This is a genomic window from Geodermatophilus sp. URMC 65 (genome assembly GCF_053502545.1).
Genome location: NZ_CP199954.1, coordinates 2,502,821 through 2,525,257 on the forward strand (window position 1 = coordinate 2,502,821; position 22,437 = coordinate 2,525,257).

Here is a 22,437-nt window from a genome sequence, read left to right on the forward strand (position 1 = left end):
GGCGCGCTGCGGGCCACCACCACTTCGGAACAACGTCAGCGGCTGGCCCGCCGCGGCTGTAGGCAGCACCCCGACCGCGACTGCGGCTGCCCGATGCTGCAGCGGCCGGCGCCGACCGACGCCTACACCCCCACCGCCGCCCAGCACGCCTTCCTCACCACCCGCGACCGGGCCTGCCGGTTCCCCACCTGCGGCCAGCGGGTCGGCCGGGCCGACCGCGACCACGTCATCCCCCACCACTGCGGCGGGCCCACCGACTGCGCCAACCTGACGCTCCTATGTCTCGTCAAGCGGCGTCGGGTGTCAGCGCGGTGGCGGCGAGGAACGGGCCGCGAGGGCGGGCTGGTCGGCCATCACGGCGGCGTAGATCTCTCGGGCGACGTAGCGCTTGAGCGCTCGCATGATGAACTTCTTGTCCTTTCCCTCGAGCGTGCGGCGCATGACGTAGGCCTTGGTGCGCGGGTCGTGGTTCATGCGGGTCAGAACAATGCGCCAGAGGGCATTGTTGGCGTCGCGGTTGCCGCCGGTGTTGAGCCGGTGGCGGCCATTGGTCTTGCCGCTACCGTCGGGCAAGGGGCTGACTCCAGCCATGGCGGCGAACGAGGATTCGCTTCTCATGCGGTCGGGATTGTCGCCGGCCGCGACCAGAAGAGCGGCCGCCACGTCGGTTCCCACGCCCATGCGGCTACGCAATTGCGGAGCGGCGCGCTCAATGATCGTGGCCATCTCGCTGTCGAGCTCCTGGAGCTCGGCGTCGAGAGCATGGATTCGCCGGGCGAGGCTGCGCAGCGCAAGCTTCGCTGCCGCGGTGGGCTCGGTGCCTTTCGGCCGCAACGATGCGCACTTGTCGGGCAGCGTGTCCTTGGTCAGTCCGCGCAGCTGCTCGCGGAGGTCGTCGGGTGCGGTGACGATGAGGGCCTTCATCGAGTTCAGCGCCTGAGTGCGGGCCTTGACCGCGGTCTTGCGGGCGACGCGGAGCATGCGCAGGCACTCGACGTCGCCGACCCGGGACTTGGGGCTGATCTTGAGCTCCAGCCGGTGCAGCCGCTGCGCGGCGAGCAGGGCGTCGATGGCGTCGGACTTGCCCCGGTTACGGCGGACCGCGGCGTCCTCCCGTTTGGGCCGAGTCGCCTCGACCACGTACTGGCCCTTGGCCTGCAGGAACCGGGTCAGGCTGGCCCCGTAGCTGCCGGTGCCTTCCACCGCGAAGGCCACGACGGTCGCGCCGAGACTGCCGGCCCAGGCCAGCAGGTCGGCGTTGCCGGCCGGCGTGGTCGGCACGGTGATGGAGGCGGGGGCTTCGTCGCCGATCGTGCGGCCGGCCTCGTCGACGGCGGCGGCGACGTTGACGTCCTTGTGGGTGTCGATGCCGATCCACACCTCCTGCGCCGAACCAGGAGCCGTTGTCTTCGCTCTTTCCCGGAACAGACTGGCGACCGGATCGGCCGTTCGACCTGAAGCCTTCGATTTCATCACTTCTGCACTACTCCTGTCGACTTCCGAAGGGACCTCTCGACCGCTTCGTCCGCAATGGACAGCACTGCTATCGGCCATGCACTAGCGGCGTGGCACGCTCCTATTCGGTCACGCGGGCTGGCGGTCAAAGGAACGGAGCTCGGTACCTGCGGCGACGAGTCCATTGCAAGACACGAGGGTCAGTGATCCAAGAAGTCAGTCCACAGGGCGAGGATCCGCCGTTGCGGACAATGACACCAGAGCCATTCTTTGGATCTGACCGGGGTGAAGCCGAGAAGGGCTGCCGCCCGCCGACAGGCCAGATTCGAGGCAGCGAAGCGCCCGTGTGCTGCCTTCGGTCAGGCGGAGCGGCAGCCCGGTCAGAGGGGCAGCGGCGAAGCCTCCGGGCCAACAACTCCCGAGTGGACCACTGGGCCGGTCCTGTACCCCTTGCGGTCAGACCCGAAGGCCTCGTCAGCACCCCTCAGAGGCTGCCCTTCAGGTCTAGCAGGGCTGCCTGTGCCGCACCCACCACCGCCTCAAGACCCACGCCCGCGGCTGGCACTTCGCCATGGACCCCGACGGCACCCTGCACGTCACCACACCGTCCGGGGTCACCCGCACCACCCGACCACCCGGCCTGCGCGCACCGGCACCCGACCCACCGGAGGCCGACGGCCCGGCACCGCCGGACGACGATCCACCGCCCTTCTGACCCTGCACGATGACCTGTGTCGGCCCGGCCTCACGCGGCCGAGCCGACACGGGGCAGGCCCGTCGCCAGGACGGAGGTCGCCGGGGACGGAGGTGCGGGTACTCGTGGCAGCGGTCCGGGACGAGAGGAACACCCGGCACGAGCCGGCCGCGCGTCGGAGCTCCCGCAGCGGGCGGCCGCGGTGTCACGATCGGCGCGTGATCGAGCCGGTGCACCCCGACCAGCTGCGCGTGTCCGACCCGGAGCGGGCCGCCGTCCAGGAGAAGCTCCGCCGCGCCGTCGCCGCCGGCCAGCTCGACCTGCACGAGTTCGACATCCGCGTGCAGTCGGCCTGGGCCGCCCGCACGCGCGGCGAGCTGGCCCGGGTGACCCGCGACCTGCCCGAGCCGCCACCTGAGCCGCCGTCCCCGCCACCGCTGGGCCGCCGGTTCTCCGACGACGACGCCGGCACCGCGATGCGGGTGCTGATGATCATCTGGGCGAGCGTCACCGCGGTGAACCTCCTGGTCTGGGGGCTCGTGTCGGTGAGCAGCGACGGGGACGTCTACCCGTGGTGGATCTGGCTGTCGGTCCCCGGCGCCGCCCTGCTCGTCCTGTACGTCGTCGGCATCGGCCGGCCGCGGCGCTGACGCCGTCGTCCCCGGGCCACCGCACGTCCGGTGCGGGCGGTCCAGCCGGTGTCGGCGAGGGCCGGGCTGCTCGCGGCCAGGCCGGCGAGGACCTGCTCCAGCGTCGCGTCGTCGGTGTGGGGCACCGCGGTCACCGTCACCAGGGCGCCCCGGCCGGCACGCGTCGCGCTCCGGCCGCCCGCGCGGCGTCCAGCGTGCCGACGGGGTTGGTGAGGGTCCCGACGTGCTCGACGGTCACCTCCACCTCGTCCCCCTCGAGCAGCGTGAAGTCCAGACCCGGCACGATCCCGGTCCCGGTGGAGAGCACCGCTCCGGCCGGGAAGTCCTGCGCCGCCACGAGGTGGGACACGAGCTCGGCCACCGACCGGCGCATCCGCGCGGTCGACGTCGTGCCCTCGAAGACCGGAGCGCCCGCGCGGGTCACGCGGACGTCGATGGCCAGCGCCGACGCATCGGGCACCTCCCACGCCGGCCGGATCCCCGCGGCGAGCGCGCAGCTCCCGGCATAGATCTTGGCCTGGGGAAGGTAGAGCGGGTTCTCCCCCTCGATGTCGCGGGAGGAGACGTCGTCGCAGACGGTGTAGCCGAACACCTCCGCGGTCGCCGTGACGACGGCCGCCAGTTCCGGCTCGGGCACCGTCACCGCGGAGTCGGGCCGGACGGCGATCGGCTCGCCGTCGGTGACCACCCGCCAGGCGACGGACTTGAAGAAGAGCTCGGGCCGGTCGGCGGCGTAGACCCGGGAGTAGACGTCCTGGACCTGGCTCTCCTCGACGCGCGCGTCCATCGACCGCTCGTAGGTCACGCCCGAGGCCCAGACCTCCGTCAGCCCGTCGACCGGCGGGAGCAGCCGGACCTCGCCCACCGGGACGGCCGGCTCCCCGGCCGCGGCCTCGACCGCGGACCTGGCTGCGGCCAGGTCCCCGCCCAGCAGCTCGGCCATCGAACTCACGCCCGGCACGGGCCGCACGGCACCGTCGTCGAGGACGCCGACGCGCACGACGCCGTCCGACTCGTAGCGGACCACGTGGGTCATCGGCCGTTCCCCTCCTCGAGCCAGCCCAGGATCTCCTCGTCGTGCTGACCGAGCAGCGGCGGCGCGCTGTGCCGGTGCCGTCCGGCCGGGGCGCCGGCCAGGGTCTCCAGCCGCAGGGGTGGTCCGGGCAGCTGCACGGTGCCGAGCGTGGGGTGGTCGACGTCGACGACCAGGCCCTGGCTGAGAGTCTGCGCCCACGTGTAGACCTCGTCCAGCGTGCGCACCTTGCCCGACGGCACCCCCGCCTCGGCCAGCAGCGCGAGCCACTCGGCGGCCGGCCGGGTGACGAGCCGCTCCTCCATGGCCTCGATCAGCTCCGGCCGGTGCGCCACCCGGTCCCGGCCGGTGGCGAACCGCGGGTCGGCGGCATCGAGGCCGAGGACGGCCGCCATGGCGCGCCACTGCGCGTCGTTGCCGGCGGCCACCTGGATGATCCCGTCCTGCGCCCGGAAGGCGCCGTAGGGCGCGATGGCCGGGTGGTGGTTGCCTGTCGCGCGCGGCACCTCCTGGGCCACCGTCCACCGGGTGCCCTGGAAGGCGTGCACGCCGACGATGGCGGCCAGCAGGGACGTCCGGACCACCGTCCCGCGGCCGGTCCGGGCCCGCTCGGCCAGCGCGGTGGCCACCCCGAACGCGCCGTACATGCCGGCCAGCAGGTCGCCGATCGGCACGCCGACCCGGGTGGGCTGCTCCGGCGAGGGCCCGGTGAGGGACATCAACCCGGCCTCGCCCTGGGCGATCTGGTCGTAGCCGGCGCGCCCGCCCTCCGGCCCGTCGTGCCCGAAGCCGCTGATGGACAGCACCACCAGGCCCGGGTTGAGCTCCTCGAGCCGGGCCGTGCCGAAGCCGAGCCGGTCGAGCACCCCGGGCCGGAAGTTCTCCACGAACACGTCGGCCCGTTCCAGCAGCCGGGTCAGCGCCTGTCGCCCGGCCTCGGACTTCAGGTCCAGCTGCAGCGACTCCTTGTTGCGGTTGGCCGACAGGAAGTAGGTCGACACCGGGTCGTCCTCCGGGCCGACGAACGGCGGGCCCCACGACCGGGAGTCGTCGCCGGTCCCGGGCGTCTCGACCTTGATGACGCGCGCGCCCATGTCGCCGAGCATCATCGTCGCCTGCGGCCCGGCCAGCGCCCGGGACAGATCGACGACGAGGGTGCCGGCGAGCGGGCCCCCGGCGGACGGGTCCGTCACCGGCCCTGCCAGACGACGGGCTGCTTGGTCGCGAACGCGGCGACCGCCGAGTGGAAGTCCTCGCTGGCGAAGACCCGGCTGACGATGTCGTCGCCGTCGGGGAGGGTGGCCCGGCGGATGCGGCGGACCGCCTCCTTCGCCGCCCACATGCTCAGCGGCGCGTGCCCGAGCAGCGTCGTCACCACGGCGTCCGTTGCGGTGTCCAGGTCCTCCTCGGCGCACAGTTCGGCGACGAAGCCGGCGGCCGCAGCCTCCTCGCCGGTGAACAGCCGCGCCCGCAGCAGCATGTCCAGGGTCCGGGCCGGGCCCAGGTGGTTCAGCAGGATCGAGTAGTTGTTCATCGAGAGGCAGTTGCCCAGGGTCCGCGCGATGGGGATGCCGAAGCGGGCCGAGGGCGTGGCGATCCGCAGGTCGCAGACCGAGGCGATGCCCAGGCCGCCACCGACGCAGAACCCCCGGACGGCCGCGACGGTCGGGACGTCGACGTCCTCCAGCCGGTTGACGATCCGGGCGATCTTCTCCTCGTACGCGACGCCCTCCGAGCCCTCGCGGAAGTCGGCGAACTGGCCGATGTCCGTGCCGGCCACGAACGCCTTGTCCCCCGCCCCCTTCAGGACGAGGACCCGGACGTCGTCGTCGGCGTCGGCCTTCTCGCAGGCCTCGTAGAGGCCCTCGTACATCCCCCAGGTCATCGCGTTGCGCTGGCGGGGGCGGTTGAACGTGACGGTCAGGACGCCGCCGTCCTGGGCGACGAGCAGCTCTGGTTCATCCACGGGTGGAGCCCTCCGGGGTGCTGTCGGCGGAGTCGGACCGCCGGGAACGGGTGGTGGCACGGCGCCGCAGCAGCCGGGCCATGATGCTCGGCGCGACGAGCTGCAGGACGGCGATCGCCAGGACCACCAGGGCGAGCGGGCGGGTGAAGAGGATGAGCAGGTTGCCGTCGCCGATCGCCGAGGTCTGGACCAGCGCCTTCTCGAACAACGGGCCGAGCACGAGGCCGAGGACCAGCGGGGCCATGGGCAGGTCCAGCCGCTTCATGAAGTAGCCGATGATGCCGAAGACCAGCACCACCCAGACGCTGTACATGCCGTTGGTGATGGAGTACGCGCCGACCAGGCTGGTCAGCAGGATCAGCGGGTACATGTAGCCGTAGGGCACGCGCAGGAGCTGCGCGAACACCGGGGCCAGCGGCAGGTTGAGGAACAGCAGGATCACGTTGCCGATGAAGAACGACGCCAGCAGGCCCCACACGAGGTCGGGCTGCTCGTCGAACAGCAGCGGACCCGGCTGGATGCCGTAGATCAGGAAGGCGCCCAGGAGGACGGCCGTGGTCGCGCCCCCCGGGATGCCCAGGGTCAGGGTGGGCACGAAGTTGGCGTTGGCCGCCGCGTTGTTGGCCGCCTCCGGAGCGGCCACGCCCTCGATCGCGCCCGTGCCGAACTCCTTGCCCCGCTTGGAGACCCGCTTCTCGATGCCGTAGGCCATGAACGAGGCCAGTGTCGAGCCGGCACCGGGCAGGATGCCGAAGACGAAGCCGAGGAAGCTGCCCCGCACGATCGGGCCCCCGGAGCGGCGGAGGTCCTCACGGCTGATCATCAGCTCCCGGAACCCGGCACGGATCGGCGCCGCAGCCCCCTGCCGGATCTGGTACAGCACCTCGCCCACCGCGAACAGGCCGATCATGACCTCGACGAACGGGATGCCGCTGAGCAGGTAGATGGACCCGAAGGTGAACCGGGAGGTGCCGCTGCCGGGGTCGACGCCGACGGTCGCGATCAGCAGTCCGACCAGCGCCATGAGCAGCCCGAGCATCCGGTTGTCGCCGGCGAAGCTGATGATCGTGGCGAGGCCGAGGATCATCACGGCCAGCATCTCCGGCGGACCGAAGTCCAGCGCGAACTCCGCGAAGGGCGGCGCCAGCGCCACGAGCAGGGCGAGCGAGATGATCGCCGCGACGAAGGACCCGATCGCCGCGATGGACAGGGCCGCACCCGCCCGCCCCTGCCGCGCCATCTGGTAGCCGTCGAGCGTGGTGACCACGCTCGATGCCTCACCGGGCGTGGAGATGAGGACCGAGGTGATGGTCCCGCCGTACTGCGAGCCGTAGTAGATGCCGGCCAGCATGATCAGGCCGGTCACCGGCTCGAGGGAGAGCGTCAGCGGCAGCAGCACCGCGACGCCGGTGGTCGACCCGAGACCCGGCAGGACGCCGATGACGGTGCCGACCAGCACGCCGACGAAGCACCAGAGCAGGTTCTCGAGGCTCAGCGCGGTCGAGAAGCCGAGGACGAGGTTGTCGAGCACGTCAGCCTCCGATGCCGATCAGCCCGGTGGGCAGTGGCACGCCCAGGAACCCGACGAAGACGCCGTAGACGGCGGCGACCGCCAGGAACGACACGACCAGGGAGGGCACCCAGCCTCGCCGCTCCACCACCGCGGAGATGAACACCGACAGCACGAGGAGGGAACCGAGGAGCCCGAGCAGCGGGACGAGCAGGGCCGCCACGATGAGCGCGGCGCTGACCGTCCACAGCTGGCGGCTCCGGTCCGCGGGCGTGCGCCCGAAGATGTCCACGTCGTCCGGACCCGGACCCGGACCCGGACCCGGACCCGGGCCGGGGCCGGGGATGTGGACCGGGCCGCCGTCCGGGGACATGGAGCCCGAGCCGCCGGAGGGGAGACCCCCCGGGGTGGCGCTCTGCGACGAGGCGCCGCCCCGGGGGGCGTCCACGGCGGCGGCGGCGACGACCTCCGCCAGCCCCTGGTCGTGCGGGGTCCGGTGACCGCGCAGGGTGGCGATGAGCTCCCAGCCGGCGATGAGCGCGGTCAGGCCGCCGACCACAGCGGGCACGAGGCCGGGCCCGACGCGGGACTCCTCGAGGAAGAGCCCGTAGTCGAGGGCCATGACGAGTGCGCCGAGGCCGAGGGCGGTGAGCAGGCCGTACACGACGGCCTGCTCGACCGCGATGCCCCGACGAGCCGTGGGCGTGGTCATCCGCCCAGGACCTGCTTCAGCAGCTCGTTGTTGCCCTCGAGGTACTCGACGAACTCGTCACCTGCAGCGGTGTTGGCCTGCAGGTAGTTCTCCTCGATGTACTTCTGGTACTCGTCGGTCTGGACGGCGGCCTGCATGGTCTCGATCCAGAACTGGCGGGCCGCCTCGTCGATGCCGCCGGGCGCGAGCACGCCGCGGAACTGGGCGAAGGCGACGTCGATGCCCTGCTCCTCGGCCGTCGGGATGTCGGCCAGCTCCGCGTAGTCGGAGTAGCGCTCCTCGGAGAAGGCGCAGAGCGCCTTCACCTCGCCGGCCTCCAGCTGACCGATGATCTCGCCGGGGTTGAGCGAGGCGATGTCGATCTGGCCACCGAGCAGCGCGGCGGTCAGCTCGCCGCCGGACTCGAAGGGCACCCGGTCGAACTCGACGCCGGCCTGCTGCTCGGTGAGCGTGAAGACGATGTTGTCCAGGCCGGTGATGCCGCTGATGCCGGCGGTGATCCGCTCCGCCTTCGCCGCCTCGACCACGTCGGTGCAGGTCTGGTAGGGGCTGTCGGCATTGACGATCATGAGGGTGAAGTCGTCGCCCAGCTTCATGATCGGTGTGAAGTCGGTGTAGTCGAACTCGACGTCACCGCTGATCGGCAGGGCCAGCAGCGCTGTCTCGGTGGCGAGCAGGGTCTCCGCGTCACCGGCCTGACCGAGGAAGTTCGAGTAGCCGACGGCACCGGAGCCACCCTCGCGGTTCTCGACGTTGACGTTCACGTCCTCGTTCGCCGCCTCGATCATGGTGGCGGTCGCGCGACCGGCGAGGTCGCTGCCGCCTCCGGCGCCGAACGGCACGATCATCGTGACGTCGCCGCGCGGCGTGAACCCGCCGCCGGCGGCCGAGCCGCCACCGGACTCGGCACCGCCGCAGGCGGCGAGGGACAGGGCCAGGACCGAGGTCGTGGCCAGGACGGCGGAACGCGTGCGCTTCACAGGAACTCCTCGTCGGTTGGGCGGATCGGGTGGCGCGGGATCACCGGAGCTGCTGGGCCTTGGCGGCGAGCCGGCCCTCGAACGAGGGCAGGTCGACGACGAACCGCTCGTGCGTGCCGTGGCCGATCAGTTCCTCGTCGTCCTCGACGCGGATGTCGAACAGGACGCGGCGACGGTCGACCTCGGTCACGGTGGCGGTCGCCCGCACGGTCTGGCCCCGCAGCGTCGGGGCGATGTGCGCGACGTCGACCTTGCTGCCCACGCTGGCCTGGTCGTCCCGGAGGTGCGGAGCCAGGCCCTCGATCGCGGCCTCCTCCAGCAGGAGGACGAGGTTGGGGGTCGAGAAGATGTCGTACTCACCGCGGCGGGTGCAGTGCTCGGCCTCGACGGTGCGCTCCAGGACGCCCTGGACACCGGGTTCGAGTGTGCTGGTCATGCGAGGGCTCCTCAGAGGGGTCGGTCGTCGGCGGGGAGCGGGGCGACATCGGGAGCGGCCGCCACGGTGTGGGCCGGGTCGGCGGCGACCCCGGACTCGATGAGCGCGTCGATCTCGGCGGGCGGGATCTCCGCCCACTCGAGGGCCGCGCGGGTCCCGGTCCCCAGCTGGGGACCGGCGCTGTCCTGGCGGGCGGGGGTGCGTGACAGACGCATGGGCGACCCGAGCTGACGGACCGGACCCAAGATCGGGTGCGGGGCGTCCCAGAAGTAGCCGCGCTGGTTCAGGTGGTCGTCGGTGAAGACCTGGCCGTAGTCGGCGATCGGGGCGCACGGCACGCCCGCCTCGTCGAGTGCGGCCACGACCTCGGCGGTGGTCCGGGTGGTGGTGACCGCCTCGATCGCGGGGATGAGGGTGTCGCGGTGGCCGTGCCGCGCGGAGGCCTCCTGGTAGCGCTCGTCGTCGAGCAGCTCCTCGAGCCCCAGAGCCATGCACAGCCCCTTCCACGTCTTCGGGGTGACGGCGCCGACGGTGACGTGGCCGTCAGCGGTCCGCACCGCCTGGTAGGGCGCCGTGCTCTGGTGCGCCGAGCCCAGGGGGCGACCCACCTCACCGGTGGCGAAGTACTTGCCGGCCTCCCAGATGGCGAACGAGACGCCGCTCTCCAGCAGGGACACGTCCAGGTACTGGCCCTCGCCGGAGCGGTCGCGCTCCTTGAGGGCGGCGGTCACCCCGAGGGCGACGTACATGGCGCAGACGAGGTCGCAGATCGGGACGCCGATCTTGACCGGGTCGCCGTCCGGGGTCCCGGTGATGCTCATCAGCCCACCGCGCGCCTGGGCCATGATGTCCAACCCGGGCAGCGCGGCCAGCGGGCCGTCCTGGCCCCAACCCGACGCCGAGGCGTAGACGATCCGGGGGTTGACCTCGCGGATCGCCTCGTAGCCGAAGCCCAGCCCCCGCATCGCCCCGGGCCGGAGGTTCTCCACCAGGACGTCGGCCCGTGCGGCCAGCCGGAAGAACGCCTGCTTGCCCGCGGGGGACTTGAGGTCCAGCGCCACCGACTCCTTGTTCCGGTTGAGCCGCACGAAGGGCGAGCTCTCACCGTCGAGGAAGGGGCCGGTCGCCCGGACCGGGTCGCCGCCGGTCGGGTTCTCGACCTTGAGGACCCGGGCGCCGAGATCCGCCAGCTGCATCGTGGCGAAGGGGGCGGCCATGAAGGCGCCCACCTCGAGCACCGTCACGCCGGCCAGCGGGCCACCTGTTCCGACCGCCATCCGCAGCCTCCGTTCGAGATTTCGGGCGCTGCGGGGTGGTGTGCCTCACAGCAGGTCGACTACTGTCTACAAAAGACCGAGCACCATGACAAGGGTCACAGCTCGATCCGTTACGAAGGGATGTCGCTCACCGCGGCCGGGCAGGCTGGGGCACCGACCCCGAGACAGGAAGGAGGACCCCCGTGACCGCACCGCCGGACCCGGTGTCCTCCGCGCGCCGCATCGAGGCGCCGCCGAGCATGTCCGCCCTGGCCGCCCAGGCCCTCCGCCAGATGGTGCTCAACGGGGAACTGCGCCCCGGCGACCGCGTGATCGAGAACCGGCTGACCGAGGAGCTGGGCGTCAGCCGCCCGCCGCTGCGCGAGGCGATGCGGGTCCTCGAGCAGGAGGGCCTGATCGTGCAGGTGCCCCGCAAGGGCGCCGTCGTCGCGTCGGTCACGCCGCACGACATCTACGAGATCGTGTCGCTGCGCGAGGAGATCGAGCAGATCGCCGTCCGCCTCGGCGTCCCGGTGCGCTCGCAGGAACGGCTGGACCGCCTGCGCGATGCGTTCGTCGACCTCCAGGCCGCCGCCGAGGAGGACGGCGCACCACGGGTGGTGGAGTGCAGCTTCGCCTTCCACCTGGCGATCGTCGGCCTGGCGGGGCACCGCCGGCTCGAGGACGTCTACCGGTCGCTGTCGCTGCAGATGCGCATGTGCATGGCCATGAACCGCCGCGCCCGGGCCGGGATCGAGACCGCCCGCCAGGACGCCGCCCGCCACCGACCGCTCATGGACCTGGTCGAGGCCGGAGACGTCGACGCCATGGCGCACGCGCTGGCCCATCACGGCCAGCGGACGTACCTGCTGAGCATCGAGGACGACGCCGAGGGCCACTCGCCCGAGTCGCGGGCGTGGTTCGCGCGGATCCGGCAGGAGGAAGAGGAGGCGATGCGGCGTGACGGACACGCCTGAGACCGGCACCGACCCGCTGGAGGCGCTGCAGGCGGCGATCGGCTGGACCGCCGACGAGCGCGTCGACGTCATCGAGCGGCGCCACCTCCGCGACTACCGCAGGGCGATCGGCGCGGACGAGACCGGCACCGATGTGCCGGCCACCATCACCGCCTGCTTCCTCACCGAGCCCCCGACCATGCCGGAGGCGCTGGCCTACGGCATGGGGTGGATCAACGGCGGCGACCGGTTCGAGGTGCACCGCCCGCTGCGGCTGGGCGACGAGGTGACCTCGCGGCTGACGTTCACCGGGGTGGAGGAGAAGACGGGGCGGTCGGGCACCCTCGCCCTGCTGACCTTCGTCACCGAGTTCCGGCTGCCCGACGGCACGCTGGCGGTCCGCCACGTCGGGACGCGGGTGCGGCGATGAGCGGGACCGACCAGCGGACCGACGAGATCACCCGGGTCGAGACCGCCACCCTGCGCACCCTGGTGCAGTACGCCGGCGCCAGCGGCGACTTCTACGAGATGCACTACGACGTCCCCTTCGCCCGCGAGCGCGGCCACCGCGAGCTCGCGGTGCACGGGCTCCTCAAGACCGCCTGGCTCGGCCGGCTGGTCGAGGAGTGGTTCGCCGGCCGGGGTCGGATCACCGTCCTGGACGTGAGCTATCGGGGCATGGACTTCCGCGACGAGCCGGTCACCTGCGGAGCCCGGGTCACCGGCCACGACGGCGACCACGTCGCCCTCGAGGTCTGGACCGGGAGCGCGGACGGGACACGGACGACCATCGGGACGGCCGAGGTCGCACTCACGGAGGACCGGTCATGACCCTGGAACGCCTCAACAGCCTCTGCGCCGGACTGGGGCACCCGGTGCTCAGCCACGGCGCCGACTCGGCCGGGCGGTTCCCCGACGGCTCCCGCTACCGGGTCGAGATCCCGAGCTGCGAGGGCCCGGACGTCATGGCGGCCGTCCTCGACGAGGCCGACCGTCGGGGCGTGCCGGTGCACCGCGTCTCCCAGGGCAGCGGCGTCATGATGCTGACCGACGCCGAGATCGAGCGGATGGTGACCCTCGGCGCCGAACGCGACATCGAGGTGAACCTCTTCCTCGGCCCGCGCAGCGCCTGGGACGTCGGCGGCCAGGCCAAGGTGTCGGCCGCCGTCGGTGCAGCCGCCCGGGGGAACGCGGCTGTGGCCGCCTCCCTCTGCGACGCCGAGCGCGCGGTCCGGCTCGGCGTCCGCAGTCTCCTCGTCGGTGATCTCGGCGTGCTGCAGCTGTTGGGCCGGATGAAGCGGGACGGCCGGCTGCCCGAGGACCTGGTGCTGAAGACCTCGGTGCTCATGCCGCTGTCCAACGGCCCGACCGCCGCCCTGTACGAGGAGCTCGGCGCGACCAGCCTCAACATCTCCACCGATCTGACCGTGGCCCAGATCGCCGAGATCCGGGCGGCGACGACGGTGCCGATCGACATGTACGTCGAGGTCCCCGACGACCAGGGTGGCGCCGTCCGGTTCTACGACGTCCCCGAGGTCGTCCGCGTGGCGGCTCCGGTGTACCTGAAGCTCGGCCTCCGCAACGCCCCCAACATCTATCCCGTGGGCGCACACATCGGTGCCATGGCGCAGCACCTGGGCCGTGAGCGCGTGCGCCGAGCGGAACTGGTCCTGCGACTGCTCACCGAGCTCGCGCCGGAGCTGACCACCGACCCCGCCGCGGCCACCGTCGCCGGCTGACCCGACCCACGTCCGAGAGGAAACCCCCGTGCCCCCGCTGTTCACCGGTGTCGGCGTCGCCCTCGTCACGCTCTTCGACGACGACGGCCGCCTCGACGCCTCCGCCACCGCCGACCTCGCCGTCCAGCTGACCGGTCTGGGCATGCGCTCGGTCCTGGTCGCCGGCACCACGGGCGAAGCCATGTCGCTGTCCGCCGATGAGCGCAGGGAGCTGATCGCCGCCGTCAGGGCAGCGGTTCCGGCCGACGTGCCCGTGCTCGCCGGGACCGGCGCCCCCACGGGCGCCCAGGCCGCCGACCTGACCACACGCGCCTTCGACGCCGGTGCCGACGCCGCGCTCGCGCTCTCGCCGCCTGCGGTCGCCGACCCGCGGCGGTACTACGAGCGGGTCGCGCAGGCCGCCGCCTACCGGCCGCTGCTGGCCTACCACTTCCCGTTCGCCGCCTCCCCCGGGATCCCGGTCGAGGTGCTCCCCGATCTCCCGGTGACCGGGCTCAAGGACTCCTCCGGCGACGCCGGCCGGCTCCTCGACGAGCTCGAGGTGTTCGACCGCGACATCTACGTGGGCGCGACCACCGTGCTCACGATGGGGGGCGCGGTCGGCGCCACCGGCGCGATCCTCGTACTGGCCAACGCCGAGCCCGAGCGCTGCATCGCCGCCTTCGCCGGGGACGGCAAGGCGCAGGTCGAGCTGTCCGCGCCGCACCGCGCCTCGATGGTCGGTTTCCCGGCCGGCATCAAGGACCTGGTGGCCCAGCGCTTCGGCGTCTCGGCCGTCGCCCGGATCGGTGCCTGACACGACGCCGCAGGCCGTCGGTGCGAACGCAGCGAGAGGGAGAGGCACGACCGTGACGGCACCCGTCGACGAACTGGCGGCGCTGCTGCCCGAGGGCGCCCTCGTCACCGACGAGGCGACGAGCGACTCCTACCGGCACGACAGCGCCAGTTCCTGCGCTGCCGGGCGTCCGCTGGGCGTCGTCCGGCCCACGACCACGGCCGAGGTGCAGGCCGTGATGCGCTGGGCCACCCGGCACCAGGTGCCGGTCGTGCCCCAGGGCGCCCGGACCGGGCTCTCGGGCGGTGCGAACGCCGTCGACGGCGCGCTGGTGGTCTCGATGGTGCGGATGAACCGCATCGTGGAGATCGACGAGGTCGACCAGGTCGCCGTCGTCGAGCCCGGGGTGGTCAACGCCGACCTGTCCCGGGCCGTGGCCGCGGTCGGCCTCTTCTACCCGCCGGATCCCTCCTCCTGGGAGCTGTCGACGATCGGCGGCAACCTCGCCACCAACGCCGGCGGCCTGTGCTGCGTGAAGTACGGCGTCACGGCCGACTTCGTCCGTGGCCTCGAGGTCGTCCTCGCGGACGGGGAGGTGGTCCGCGTCGGACGCCGCACGGCCAAGGGCGTGGCCGGCTACGACCTCACCCGTCTGCTCGTCGGGTCGGAGGGCACCCTCGGCATCATCACCGAGGCGACACTGGCCCTGCGTCCGGCACCCGAGCCGGCGCTGACCATGGCGGCGGTCTTCGACAAGACCGCCGACGCGATGACGGCCGTCGCCCGCATCATGGCCTCGGGGATGCGCCCGTCGATGATGGAGTTCCTGGACAAGGCCTCCATCCGGGCGGTCCAGGCCTACCGCGACATGGGCCTGCCCGTCGACGCGGAGGCCATGCTCATCACCCAGTCCGACCGGGGTCCCCTGGCCGCGGCCGACGTGGCCGCCATGGGAGCGATCTGCGAGGAGCTGGGGGCGAGCGAGGTCGCCGTCGCCGAGGACGCCGTCGAGTCCGCGATGCTGACCCAGGCCCGGCGGCTGGTGAACCCCGCGGTCGAGGAGCTCGGCGCGACGCTCATCGACGACGTCGCGGTGCCGCGTGCCCGGCTCGTGGACCTGCTGGCCGGCATGGAGGAGGTCGCCGCCACGACCGGGACGCTCGTCGTCTGCCCCGGTCACATCGGCGACGGCAACATGCACCCCACGGTGGTCTTCGACCGGGGCGACGCCGCCGCCGCGGAGCGGGCCCGGGCGGCCTTCGACGCCATCATGCGACTGGCCCTGGACCTGGGCGGCACCATCACCGGGGAGCACGGCGTCGGGCTGCTCAAGCGGACGTGGCTGCGCTCGGAGCTGGGTGAGCGGTCCTACGCCCTGCAGCAGCAGATCAAGTCGGTCTTCGACCCGCTGGGGATCCTCAACCCCGGCAAGGTCCTCTGAGGCCCGAGGGCGCCCACGGCCGAGCGACCGGCCGTCGGAGGAGCCGGCCGCGCGGTGCTCGACCAGCCGGCGAAGCGGCACGTCGGGCTGACCGAGCGGAGAGCTGACCTGGTGCTCCGACCGTCCAGGGCGGAGGGTGTGGGGCGTGGGAGTCTCCTCGACGCGCAGGCGGGTGCTCGACCTGCGGGTCCACGCCCAGCAGCTCGGCCGCGCCGCAGGCAGCATCGCCGACACCGCCGTCCTCGACCTCGGGGTGCAGGACACGGGGGCGGACGGCGGGCTGTGGGCGCTCGCGCTGCGCGGCGTGGACACCGCGGCCCTGGACGGCGACGAGCTGGCGACCGTGTGGACCCTCCGCGGTGCACCGCACCTGTACCGGCGGGCCGACCTGCCCGGGGTCGCCGCGGCCACCGCGCCGTTCTCCGACGCCGACGCGGGCAAGCGCATCTACGACGCCGCCGAGCCGCTGAAGGCCGCGGGCATCGGCAACCTCGAGGCGCTGGACGCCGTCGCCGACACCATGCGGTCACTGGTCACGGTGCCGATGGTCAAGGGCGAGGTGTCCGGGCGGCTGACCGAGCTCCTGCCCGAGCCCCACCTGCGGTTCTGCCGGCCGTGCGACGCCACGCACGTCCACGAGATGCCGTTCCGGCTGGCCGCGCTGCGCGCCGGGCTGGAGCTGGAGCCGGGCACCTCGCCGCCGGTGCTGCGCCCGGTCCCGGGCCTGGTCCCCACCGACACCGTGCCTCCGCACCTGGACGTCGTCCGCGGCTACCTGCGGTTGCTCGGCCCGGCCACGCCCAAGCTGGTCGCCGGTCACCTCGACGCGCCGGTCAAGGACGTGCAGGCCCGCTGGCCCGACGACGCCGTCGAGGTCACGGTGGACGGCGAGCGGCGCTGGCTGCTGGCCGAGGACGCCGACCGGGTCGACGCCGTCCCGCCCGCGGCCGGCGTGTTCCTGCTCGGCCCGTTCGACCCGTTCCTGCAGGCCCGCGACCGGCCGCTGCTGGTCGACGACCCCGCCCGGGCCAAGGCGCTGTGGCCGGTGCTCGGCCGGCCCGGCGCGGTGCTGGCCGACGGCGAGGTCGCGGGCACCTGGCGGCCGCGCAAGGCCGGCTCGACGCTGACCGTGGCGGTCGAGCTGTGGACGCCGGTGCCACGGGAGGCGGTCACCGAGGCCGCCGAGCGCTTGGCCGCCTTCCGCGGGGTAGTGCTCAAGGACGTCCACATCGACTGAGGAGAGGCCATGACCGGTCCCGACGACGCCTTCCTGGCTCCTGACGACGCACTGCGCGGCTTCGACGACGACAGTGACGTCGAGTCCGGCACGGGCGGTGCCGAACGTCCCGGCGCGGACGACGTCGAGCGCCCGAACCCCGCCGGCGCCGCGGTCGAGGACGCCGGCCGCTCGACCGGCTCCCTCGAGGGCGGGACCGAGGGCTGACGACCGCCCCGGCGCGACACGGCTCGGCTGCGGGTCGGCGTCCTGCCGTCCTGGCAGGGTGCCCGCATGACCGCGCCCGGGCACTCCTCGCCCGTCCGGCGCTGGACGGTGTGGACGCCGCTGGGCGTCGCCCTCGCCGTCGTGCTGTTCCTGGCGACCATCGGGAGCCTCGGCGTCGGCTTCGGCGTGATGACCGACTGCACCAACACCCACAGCTGCACCTCGACCGGGTGCACGCCGTGCGCGAGCACGAGCGCCTGGCTGGCCGCCGGCTGAATCGGGCAGGGGGCGCTGCTGCTGGTCGCCGTGGCGCTCGTCGTCCTCGCCGCGCGCCGCCGCCGGCTGCCGGCGGTCCGGGCGACGGCCCTGGTGCTGCCCCCGCTCGGCGTCGTCCTGGTCGTGGCCACGACGGCTCTGGCGATCGCCGCCGCCTGACGCTTCCCCACCCGGTATCTCAGCCCTAAGGTATCTGCGCATGGAACCGCGTCGCGTCCGCATCGGCATCGACACCGGCGGGACCTTCACCGACGTCGTCGCGGTGGACGAGGCGACCGGCCGGACGACGACCACCAAGACGCCGTCCACCCCGGCCGACCCCGCCGAGGGCTTCCTCACCGGCGTCCGCAAGGTGCTCGACCTGCTCGGACTGGACGGCGGCGCGATCACCGCGGTCAGCCACGGGACGACGGTCGCGACCAACCAGCTGCTCGAGGGCAGGCTCGACCGGATCGGCTTCATCACCACCGAGGGCTACGAGTCGGTGCTGGAGATCGCGCGGCAGTCGGTGCCCGACGGCTACGGCAACAGCTACTTCTGGGTCAAGCCGCCGCGGATCGTCCCCGCCGACCTGGTCCGCACCGTGCGCGGCCGGCTCGACTCCCGCGGCGGCGAGGTGCGCCCCCTCGACGAGGACGACGCCCGCGCCGCGGCCCGGTTCCTCCGCGAGGCCGGGGTGGCGACCATCGGCGTCTGCCTGCTGCACTCCTACGCGAACGACGCCCACGAGCGCCGGGTCCTGGAGGTGCTGCGCGAGGAGCACCCCGACGCGGTGGTGAGCATCAGCTCCGAGGTGCTGCGCGAGTACCGCGAGTACGAGCGGTCGGTGACCACGCTGGTCGACGCCGCGGTGAAGCCGCGGGTGGGCGCGTACGTGACGGCGATCCGCGAGCGGCTGGACGGCATCGCCCCGGGCGTGCCCTTCTACGTGATGAAGAGCAACGGCGGCGTGCTGTCGGCCGAGGAGGTCGTGCACCAGCCGATCACCACGATGCTGTCCGGGCCGGCCGCCGGCGCCCTCGGCGCGGCCCTGGTCGCGGGCGCGGCCGGCTTCGACCGGGTGCTCACCTGCGACGGCGGCGGCACCTCCACCGACGTCGCGGTCGTGGTGGACGGCGAGCCGGCGCTCACCACCGAGGGCTCGGTCGGCGCCTACCCGTCGAAGATCCCGATGATCGACGTCGTCACCGTCGGCGCCGGCGGCGGCTCGATCGCCTGGCTGTCGCCGGAGGGCACGCTCAAGGTCGGGCCCCGCTCGGCCGGCGCCGACCCGGGGCCGATCTGCTACCCGGAGGGTGGGTCGGAGCCGACCGTCACCGACGCGCACGTGGTGCTCGGCCGGATCCCGCCGCACCTGCTGGGCGGGGAGATCCCGCTGTCGGTCGAGGCCGCACGCGCGGGCCTGGAGCAGCTCGGGGAGAAGCTCGACCTGGACCTCGAGCGCACCGCCACCGGCATCCTCGAGATCTCCGCGTGGAACCAGGCCAACGCACTGCGCCAGGTCACGGTGGCCAGGGGCCTCGACGTCCGCGACTTCACGCTCACCACCTTCGGCGGCTCCGGCTCGCTGCTGGCCTGCCGGCTGATGGACGTCCTCGGTCTGCCCCGCACCCTCGTCCCGCCGGACCCCGGCAACCTCAGCGCGTTCGGCCTGCTGACCGTCGACGTCCGCAACGACCACGTGCAGACGACGATCAGCCGGCACGCCGACCTCGACCTCGACCGCGTCCGCACGGTCTTCGGTGAGCTGGAGGCCCGGGCGCGGGAGGCGCTCGACGGCGAGGGCTTCCCCCGCGACCGGCAGCGGATCCAGCGCAGCGCCGACCTGCGCTACGTGGGCCAGGCGTTCGAGGTGCGCGTCCCGGTGGCGGACGGCGACCTGGACGACGCCGCCGCGGAGGACGTCGCCCAGGCCTTCCACGCCGCGCACCGCCAGCTCTACGGCTACGACTTCGCCGAGGACCCCCGCCAGGCCGTCGAGTGGGTGAACCTGCGGGTGAGCGGCATCGGACCGATCCGCCGTCCGGACCTCGTCGAGCTGCCGGCCGCCGAGGGCGGGGCGGACCGGGCCGTCACGGGCTCCCGGCCGGTCTTCTTCGACGACTGGGTGGAGACGCCGACGTACGACCGGCCGCGGCTGGCCCCCGGGGACGTGGTGCACGGCCCCGCGGTGATCGAGGAGTTCGGCTCGACCGTGCCGGTGCACCCCGGCTTCCGCGCGACCGTGGACCTCCACGGGAACCTGCTGATGGAGAGGGACGCCCGATGAGCACCGCGGAGACCGCCGACCCGGTGCTCGTGGAGATCGTCGCCGGCACGCTGGCCGCGATCGAGCGCGAGGTGGAGACCTCGATCGGGCGGACGTCGCGGTCGCCGATGATCCGCGACGCGCACGACTTCCGCGCGGGCATCCACGACCGGGAGCTGCGCAAGCTGACCGGCCGCTCGTACTCCGCACTGGTGCACCCGGTGGTGCGTGACCACCCGATCGAGACGATGAACGTCGGCGACGTCTACTTCCACAACGACGTCTACCTCTCCGAGGGCGGGATCGGGCACCTGCCCGACCTGTGCGTCACCGTCCCGGTCTTCGCCGAGGTGGACGGCCCCGCTGGTCCGGAGGCGAAGGTGGTCGCCTTCGTGCAGGCGTTCGGCCACCACGACGACATCGGCGGCGCGGTACCCGGGTCGATGCCGTCGGCGGCGACGAGCGTGTACGAGGAGGGCCTGATGGTCCCCCCGATCAAGCTGTGGGACCGCGGCGTCCGCAACGAGGCCGCGATGACGATCATGACCCGCAACTCGCGGATGCCCGACTCGCTGGCCGCCGACCTCGACGCCGAGTGCTCGGCCTGCCTGGCCGGCGCGCGGCGGCTGGGCGAGCTGTTCGAGCGGTACGGGGTGCCCGCCGTCGAGGCCTGCTTCGACGCGATCCTGGCCAACTCGACGGAGGTCTACCGACGCGAGGTGCTCTCGCAGATCCCCGACGGGACCTACGTCTGGGAGGACTACGCCGAGCACGACGGCGTGGAGCCGCCGAAGCTGCACCGGCAGCGGATCACGCTGACCATGGACAACTCCGCCGACGTCCCCCTGGTCATCGACTTCACCGGCACCGGGCCGCAGGCCAAGGGGCCGATCAACCACTGCGGCGACCACGCCGACGGCAACTTCCTCAAGAAGTGGCTGGCGCCGATCCTGCGCAACCTCGCCGAGACGCCGGAGCGGATGGCCGAGCTCGACGTCAACGAGGGCGTCGTCCCGCTGATCGAGATGCGCTTCCCCGAGAAGGGCACGCTGCTCACCCCGGTGTTCCCGGCGCCGACCAACGCGCGGACGTTCGTCATCCTGCGGCTGCTCGGCGTCCTGGCCGGGGTGCTCGCCAAGGCGACCGGCGGCCGGATGCCCGCCGACCAGGAGACGATCCGCTACACCGGCGTGTACGGCACCGACGCCGACGGCCAGCCCTACCTGATGCGCGAGGTGCTCGGCGGCGGCTCGGGCGGGCGGTACTACGCCGACGGCGAGGACACGATCCACGTCGTCCCGGACTCGCGGAACCTGCCGACCGAGTTCACCGAGAGCCGCTTCCCGCTGCGCGTCGAGCGGCTGGGGCTGGCCCTGGACTCCGGCGGGCCGGGCCGCTACCGCGGTGGCTGCGGCTACGAGAAGCACATCCGGGTGCTGCGCGACGCGCACTTCATGTCGATCGCCGACCGCTCGATCCTGTCCTGCTGGGGCGTCGCCGGCGGTCGCGCCGGGCGGCCGTTCCAGATCACCGTGGACCCGGGTGGCCCCGACGAGCACGACGTCGACGCGCTCGCCGACGCCGAGCCGCTGGCCGCCGGCACGGTCGTCCGCATCCGGACGACGGGCGGCGGCGGGTGGGGCGACCCGCTGGACCGGCCGGTCGAGGAGGTGCTGCGCGACATCGCCTGGCGCAAGGTGAGCGTCGCCGGCGCGCGGGCGGACTACGGCGTGGTGGTGCGGGACGACGGCACCGCCGACGAGGCGGCCACCGCGGCCCTGCGGGAGGAGGTGCGGGCCGCCCGCACCGGCGAGGAGCCGTTCTTCGACCGCGGGCCCGGCTACGCGCGGCTGTCCGGCGGGGCGGCGTCCAACGAGTTCGACCTGCTCTGAGAGGACCCCGCTGCCCCCACGGCTCGCGAGCTCGCCGCGGGAACCTGCAGGGGGCCGGGGCGGGGCAGCGGGGTCCTTCCTCAGGGCGTGCCGAAGTCGGTGCTGCCCGCCGGCGGCTTGGCCTCGTCGCCGGTCTCGCCCTCGTCGCCGCGGTTCGTCGGGTTGTCGCTGGTGCGCGGGTCGTCGTCGGTGTCGTCGACGTCCTCGGGGACCAGCGGCGTCTCGTGGAGGACGTGCTCGCGCGCCTCGTCGCGGTCGGTGCCCGGTACCTCGGTCATGGCGACCTCCTCATCTCGGGGTCGAGCACCTACCCGGCGGCTCCGTGGCGGATGCGCCCGCCGCTACGCCCGGGGCGAACGGCGGCGCCGCCACCAGCGGGTGCGCACCGGTGCGGACGGCGGTGCCGCGACCGGCTCGGGCTCCGACGACGGCGGTCGGGTGGCGTGCCACAGCCGCACGAGCGCGTCCTCGTCGGCCAGCCCGGGGACGGCGTCGGGCCCGTCCGCCGGACGCCGCCAGTGCTGCTCCACCCGGGCGTTGAACTCGGCCACCGTCGCGCGCACCGCGGCCTCGCTGGGGAGGCGGGGGACCCGCAGCGCGAGGTCCTCCCGCTCGCGGCGCAGCGCCATGCCCGGCGGCAGCAGGTCGCGCGGGTCGGCCTGCTGGCGGCGCGCCCACTCCAGCGCCCACTCGTAGCTGGTCTGCTCCTTGTCCAGCCGCGGCAGCGGCCGGCCGGTGCCCCCGAGCCCCTCGAACGCACCACGCTCCTGCGCCTGGGCGATCTGGTGGTCGATCCAGGTCTCGAAGGCCATCCCCGGGGGCTTGCGCTCGGTCATCGTCCCCCTTGGTACCCCGCCGTTGCCGGATCGTGCCTTGACCTCCGACGTCACCCGTGCGGGGACCCCGGCGTCCTCGCGGAGCGTGGCGACCGGCCCCGAAGGGGTGAACCGGCAGCTCAGCGCCCTGCGCGGAGG

24 protein-coding genes and 1 pseudogene are annotated in these 22,437 nt (G+C 73.2%); 14 read left to right on the forward strand and 11 right to left on the reverse strand.

What is annotated here, in order from left to right:
• Window positions 1–303: 303 nt before the first annotated feature.
• The gene (locus ACWIX7_RS12180; RefSeq protein ID WP_448621792.1) at window positions 304–1,380 is read right to left on the reverse strand and encodes an IS110 family transposase; all 1,077 of its coding nucleotides are present in this window, start codon (window positions 1,378–1,380) and stop codon (window positions 304–306) included.
• A 589-nt stretch (window positions 1,381–1,969) separates the two neighbouring features.
• On the opposite strand from ACWIX7_RS12180, the pseudogene ACWIX7_RS12185 reads away from it, so the two are divergent.
• Together ACWIX7_RS12185 and ACWIX7_RS12190 are read left to right on the forward strand one after the other, a co-directional pair.
• Window positions 1,970–2,170: pseudogene (locus ACWIX7_RS12185) on the forward strand (HNH endonuclease); the annotation flags it as partial.
• A 197-nt stretch (window positions 2,171–2,367) separates the two neighbouring features.
• Window positions 2,368–2,799, forward strand: coding sequence for a DUF1707 SHOCT-like domain-containing protein (locus tag ACWIX7_RS12190; RefSeq protein ID WP_448621793.1), 432 nt, complete (start codon window positions 2,368–2,370; stop codon window positions 2,797–2,799).
• Window positions 2,800–2,935: 136 nt separating this feature from the next.
• On the opposite strand, the gene ACWIX7_RS12195 is transcribed toward ACWIX7_RS12190, so the two are convergent.
• From ACWIX7_RS12195 to ACWIX7_RS12230, 8 genes are read right to left on the reverse strand one after another with little or no spacing between them, the layout of a single operon-like run.
• Entirely contained in the window at window positions 2,936–3,835 is a 900-nt protein-coding gene (locus tag ACWIX7_RS12195) for a fumarylacetoacetate hydrolase family protein (RefSeq protein WP_448621794.1), read from the reverse strand.
• Window positions 3,832–5,025, reverse strand: coding sequence for a CaiB/BaiF CoA transferase family protein (locus ACWIX7_RS12200; protein WP_448621795.1), 1,194 nt, complete (start codon window positions 5,023–5,025; stop codon window positions 3,832–3,834). The genes ACWIX7_RS12195 and ACWIX7_RS12200 overlap by 4 nt, the downstream gene beginning before the upstream one ends.
• Window positions 5,022–5,798 (reverse strand): enoyl-CoA hydratase/isomerase family protein, encoded by a 777-nt coding sequence (locus tag ACWIX7_RS12205; protein ID WP_448621796.1) that lies wholly within the window; start codon window positions 5,796–5,798, stop codon window positions 5,022–5,024. Before ACWIX7_RS12205 ends, ACWIX7_RS12200 begins: the two co-directional genes overlap by 4 nt.
• On the reverse strand, window positions 5,791–7,329 hold the full coding sequence (locus ACWIX7_RS12210; RefSeq protein ID WP_448621797.1) for a tripartite tricarboxylate transporter permease: 1,539 nt from the start codon (window positions 7,327–7,329) through the stop codon (window positions 5,791–5,793). The genes ACWIX7_RS12205 and ACWIX7_RS12210 overlap by 8 nt, the downstream gene beginning before the upstream one ends.
• A gap of 1 nt (window position 7,330) precedes the next feature.
• A complete protein-coding gene (locus tag ACWIX7_RS12215) occupies window positions 7,331–8,020 on the reverse strand; it encodes a tripartite tricarboxylate transporter TctB family protein (RefSeq protein ID WP_448621798.1) in 690 nt (229 codons plus the stop codon).
• Window positions 8,017–9,000, reverse strand: a complete 984-nt coding sequence (locus ACWIX7_RS12220) for a tripartite tricarboxylate transporter substrate binding protein (RefSeq protein ID WP_448621799.1) — start codon at window positions 8,998–9,000, stop codon at window positions 8,017–8,019. The genes ACWIX7_RS12215 and ACWIX7_RS12220 overlap by 4 nt, the downstream gene beginning before the upstream one ends.
• A 40-nt stretch (window positions 9,001–9,040) precedes the next feature.
• A complete protein-coding gene (locus ACWIX7_RS12225) occupies window positions 9,041–9,436 on the reverse strand; it encodes a thioesterase family protein (protein ID WP_448621800.1) in 396 nt (131 codons plus the stop codon).
• A gap of 11 nt (window positions 9,437–9,447) precedes the next feature.
• Window positions 9,448–10,713, reverse strand: coding sequence for a CaiB/BaiF CoA transferase family protein (locus ACWIX7_RS12230; RefSeq protein WP_448621801.1), 1,266 nt, complete (start codon window positions 10,711–10,713; stop codon window positions 9,448–9,450).
• 182 nt (window positions 10,714–10,895) lie between these two features.
• Here ACWIX7_RS12230 and ACWIX7_RS12235 point away from each other — a divergent pair, with 182 nt between their 5' ends.
• The 12 genes from ACWIX7_RS12235 to ACWIX7_RS12290 all read left to right on the forward strand — a co-directional run bounded on the left by ACWIX7_RS12235 (window position 10,896) and on the right by ACWIX7_RS12290 (window position 21,463).
• Window positions 10,896–11,669 (forward strand): GntR family transcriptional regulator, encoded by a 774-nt coding sequence (locus ACWIX7_RS12235; protein ID WP_448621802.1) that lies wholly within the window; start codon window positions 10,896–10,898, stop codon window positions 11,667–11,669.
• Window positions 11,653–12,078 (forward strand): FAS1-like dehydratase domain-containing protein, encoded by a 426-nt coding sequence (locus tag ACWIX7_RS12240; RefSeq protein WP_448621803.1) that lies wholly within the window; start codon window positions 11,653–11,655, stop codon window positions 12,076–12,078. The genes ACWIX7_RS12235 and ACWIX7_RS12240 overlap by 17 nt, the downstream gene beginning before the upstream one ends.
• Window positions 12,075–12,479: a MaoC/PaaZ C-terminal domain-containing protein gene (locus ACWIX7_RS12245; RefSeq protein WP_448621804.1), complete on the forward strand. Its 405-nt coding sequence runs from the start codon at window positions 12,075–12,077 to the stop codon at window positions 12,477–12,479. The genes ACWIX7_RS12240 and ACWIX7_RS12245 overlap by 4 nt, the downstream gene beginning before the upstream one ends.
• Complete coding sequence (locus ACWIX7_RS12250; RefSeq protein WP_448621805.1) at window positions 12,476–13,387, forward strand: U32 family peptidase; 912 nt, start codon at window positions 12,476–12,478, stop codon at window positions 13,385–13,387. Before ACWIX7_RS12245 ends, ACWIX7_RS12250 begins: the two co-directional genes overlap by 4 nt.
• 28 nt (window positions 13,388–13,415) lie before the next feature.
• Window positions 13,416–14,183: a dihydrodipicolinate synthase family protein gene (locus tag ACWIX7_RS12255; protein ID WP_448621806.1), complete on the forward strand. Its 768-nt coding sequence runs from the start codon at window positions 13,416–13,418 to the stop codon at window positions 14,181–14,183.
• 52 nt (window positions 14,184–14,235) lie between these two features.
• The gene (locus ACWIX7_RS12260; RefSeq protein ID WP_448621807.1) at window positions 14,236–15,603 is read left to right on the forward strand and encodes an FAD-binding oxidoreductase; all 1,368 of its coding nucleotides are present in this window, start codon (window positions 14,236–14,238) and stop codon (window positions 15,601–15,603) included.
• Window positions 15,604–15,748: 145 nt separating this feature from the next.
• Complete coding sequence (locus tag ACWIX7_RS12265) at window positions 15,749–16,840, forward strand: winged helix DNA-binding domain-containing protein (protein ID WP_448621808.1); 1,092 nt, start codon at window positions 15,749–15,751, stop codon at window positions 16,838–16,840.
• 9 nt (window positions 16,841–16,849) lie between these two features.
• Window positions 16,850–17,047: a hypothetical protein gene (locus ACWIX7_RS12270; RefSeq protein ID WP_448621809.1), complete on the forward strand. Its 198-nt coding sequence runs from the start codon at window positions 16,850–16,852 to the stop codon at window positions 17,045–17,047.
• A gap of 66 nt (window positions 17,048–17,113) precedes the next feature.
• A complete protein-coding gene (locus tag ACWIX7_RS12275; RefSeq protein ID WP_448621810.1) occupies window positions 17,114–17,323 on the forward strand; it encodes a hypothetical protein in 210 nt (69 codons plus the stop codon).
• Between the two features lie 30 nt (window positions 17,324–17,353).
• Window positions 17,354–17,482, forward strand: a complete 129-nt coding sequence (locus ACWIX7_RS12280; RefSeq protein WP_448621811.1) for a hypothetical protein — start codon at window positions 17,354–17,356, stop codon at window positions 17,480–17,482.
• A 40-nt stretch (window positions 17,483–17,522) separates the two neighbouring features.
• Entirely contained in the window at window positions 17,523–19,592 is a 2,070-nt protein-coding gene (locus ACWIX7_RS12285; protein ID WP_448621812.1) for a hydantoinase/oxoprolinase family protein, read from the forward strand.
• Window positions 19,589–21,463 carry a hydantoinase B/oxoprolinase family protein gene (locus ACWIX7_RS12290; protein ID WP_448621813.1) on the forward strand — a complete coding sequence of 625 codons (1,875 nt, stop codon included), beginning with the start codon at window positions 19,589–19,591 and terminating at the stop codon, window positions 21,461–21,463. Before ACWIX7_RS12285 ends, ACWIX7_RS12290 begins: the two co-directional genes overlap by 4 nt.
• Before the next feature lie 80 nt (window positions 21,464–21,543).
• Here the strand turns inward: ACWIX7_RS12290 and ACWIX7_RS12295 are convergent, their stop codons facing one another.
• Window positions 21,544–21,741: a hypothetical protein gene (locus ACWIX7_RS12295; protein ID WP_448621814.1), complete on the reverse strand. Its 198-nt coding sequence runs from the start codon at window positions 21,739–21,741 to the stop codon at window positions 21,544–21,546.
• Between the two features lie 63 nt (window positions 21,742–21,804).
• Window positions 21,805–22,299: a DnaJ family domain-containing protein gene (locus tag ACWIX7_RS12300; RefSeq protein WP_448621815.1), complete on the reverse strand. Its 495-nt coding sequence runs from the start codon at window positions 22,297–22,299 to the stop codon at window positions 21,805–21,807.
• Window positions 22,300–22,437 lie beyond the last annotated feature (138 nt).

What these genes read in the sequence shown, in the direction of transcription:
- ACWIX7_RS12195 (WP_448621794.1), bottom strand. Translation starts at nt 3,835, where the DNA reads ATGACCCACGTGGTCCGCTACGAGTCGGACGGCGTCGTGCGCGTCGGC.
- ACWIX7_RS12215 (WP_448621798.1), bottom strand. Translation starts at nt 8,020, where the DNA reads ATGACCACGCCCACGGCTCGTCGGGGCATCGCGGTCGAGCAGGCCGTC.
- ACWIX7_RS12225 (WP_448621800.1), bottom strand. Translation starts at nt 9,436, where the DNA reads ATGACCAGCACACTCGAACCCGGTGTCCAGGGCGTCCTGGAGCGCACC.
- ACWIX7_RS12230 (WP_448621801.1), bottom strand. Translation starts at nt 10,713, where the DNA reads ATGGCGGTCGGAACAGGTGGCCCGCTGGCCGGCGTGACGGTGCTCGAG.
- ACWIX7_RS12245 (WP_448621804.1), top strand. Translation starts at nt 12,075, where the DNA reads ATGAGCGGGACCGACCAGCGGACCGACGAGATCACCCGGGTCGAGACC.
- ACWIX7_RS12250 (WP_448621805.1), top strand. Translation starts at nt 12,476, where the DNA reads ATGACCCTGGAACGCCTCAACAGCCTCTGCGCCGGACTGGGGCACCCG.
- ACWIX7_RS12270 (WP_448621809.1), top strand. Translation starts at nt 16,850, where the DNA reads ATGACCGGTCCCGACGACGCCTTCCTGGCTCCTGACGACGCACTGCGC.
- ACWIX7_RS12275 (WP_448621810.1), top strand. Translation starts at nt 17,114, where the DNA reads ATGACCGCGCCCGGGCACTCCTCGCCCGTCCGGCGCTGGACGGTGTGG.
- ACWIX7_RS12285 (WP_448621812.1), top strand. Translation starts at nt 17,523, where the DNA reads ATGGAACCGCGTCGCGTCCGCATCGGCATCGACACCGGCGGGACCTTC.
- ACWIX7_RS12290 (WP_448621813.1), top strand. Translation starts at nt 19,589, where the DNA reads ATGAGCACCGCGGAGACCGCCGACCCGGTGCTCGTGGAGATCGTCGCC.
- ACWIX7_RS12295 (WP_448621814.1), bottom strand. Translation starts at nt 21,741, where the DNA reads ATGACCGAGGTACCGGGCACCGACCGCGACGAGGCGCGCGAGCACGTC.
- ACWIX7_RS12300 (WP_448621815.1), bottom strand. Translation starts at nt 22,299, where the DNA reads ATGACCGAGCGCAAGCCCCCGGGGATGGCCTTCGAGACCTGGATCGAC.